General features: G+C 72.5%; 1 protein-coding gene and 2 pseudogenes. 1 reads left to right on the forward strand and 2 read right to left on the reverse strand.

The window, feature by feature from the left end; all coding sequences use genetic code 11:
- Positions 1-185: pseudogene (locus AB0K09_RS33520) on the reverse strand (VOC family protein); the annotation flags it as partial.
- Between the two features lie 58 nt (positions 186-243).
- Complete coding sequence (locus AB0K09_RS33525) at positions 244-699, reverse strand: Lrp/AsnC family transcriptional regulator (RefSeq protein WP_366069159.1); 456 nt, start codon at positions 697-699, stop codon at positions 244-246.
- A gap of 164 nt (positions 700-863) precedes the next feature.
- On the opposite strand from AB0K09_RS33525, the pseudogene AB0K09_RS33530 reads away from it, so the two are divergent.
- A pseudogene (locus AB0K09_RS33530) lies at positions 864-1,229 on the forward strand (hypothetical protein); the annotation flags it as partial.

Here is a 1,229-nt window from a genome sequence, read left to right on the forward strand (position 1 = left end):
GGCGGGGCGAGGCCGGCGACGGTCCTGCCGTCGAGCCGGAAGGAGCCGTGCTCGCCCGCGCCCGGCGGACCGGGCCGGAAGTCCCAGCCGAGGACGCCGCCGTAGAAGTCCGCCGCGCCCTTGGCGTCGGGGGTCTCGAGCACGAGCCGGCTCGGCCCGCCCGGAGCGTATGTGGAGGTGAGCATGGCGCCACCATGACGCGGCGGCCCGTCGACGGGCCAGACCGCACCGGGCCCGCACTCCCTACGACGGCGCCCCGGAGGTGAAGCGGCGCAGGAGCGGGGAGAGCACGAGGACGGACTTGGTGCGCTCGACGAACGGCTCGCCCGCGATGCGTTCCAGGACGCGCTCGAAGTGGCGCATGTCCGAGGCGAAGATCTGGACGAGGGCGTCGGCCTCGCCGGTGACGGTCGAGGCGGAGGCCACCTCGGGGTAGCGGGACAGTCCGCGGTGGATCGCGTCGGGCGAGGTGTTGCGGCGGCAGTAGAGCTCGATGAAGCCCTCGGTCTCCCAGCCCAGGGCCGCAGGGTCGACCCGGACGGTGAACCCGGTGATGGCACCCTCGGCCCGCAGCCGGTCGACGCGCCGCTTCACGGCGGGCGCGGAGAGGCCGATCTCGGCGCCGATGTCGGCGTAGGAACGCCTGGCGTCCTCGGCCAGGGCATGCACGATGCGTTCGTCGAGCTCGTTCAGTCGCACGGCGGGTGGATCACTTTTCTACGGGTTACCTGCTGTTCCCCAGAAGTAGAACATGCGCCCGGCGGCTTCCCGGACACGGAATCGATCGACCCGCCGGGATCGACACGGCAGCGGAGTTCAATATACTGATCCGCCAGTACAGTCCAGTGACCCTCAGGAGAGCCGTGACCACCCAAGCACCCGGCACCGAGACCTGGCTCGGCGCCGCCACGATCGACCCGGAGGTCACCGCCCTCCGCCCGGACTACCGTGCTCTGCTGCTGGTCGCCGAGGGGCTGCGCCCGGGACCGAGCGACGCCGCCAGCGAGAAGCTGCTGACCGCGGCCGAGGCGAGCGCCCGTGCGGCCTTCGGCGGCATGCCCGTCGAGGAGCATCCGCATCTCGCCGCCTGGCGTGACGCCTTCCGGTCGGCCGGGATGAAGCCGCAGCGCACCCGCCCGAGCGCCGAGGCCCTGCTGCGGCGGCTGGAGGCCGGGCTCCCCCGCGTCGACCGGCTCACCGATGTCTACAACGCGGTCTCGATCGCCCAT

It is taken from the genome of Streptomyces sp. NPDC049577, from assembly GCF_040675635.1.
Taxonomy (GTDB): domain Bacteria; phylum Actinomycetota; class Actinomycetes; order Streptomycetales; family Streptomycetaceae; genus Streptomyces.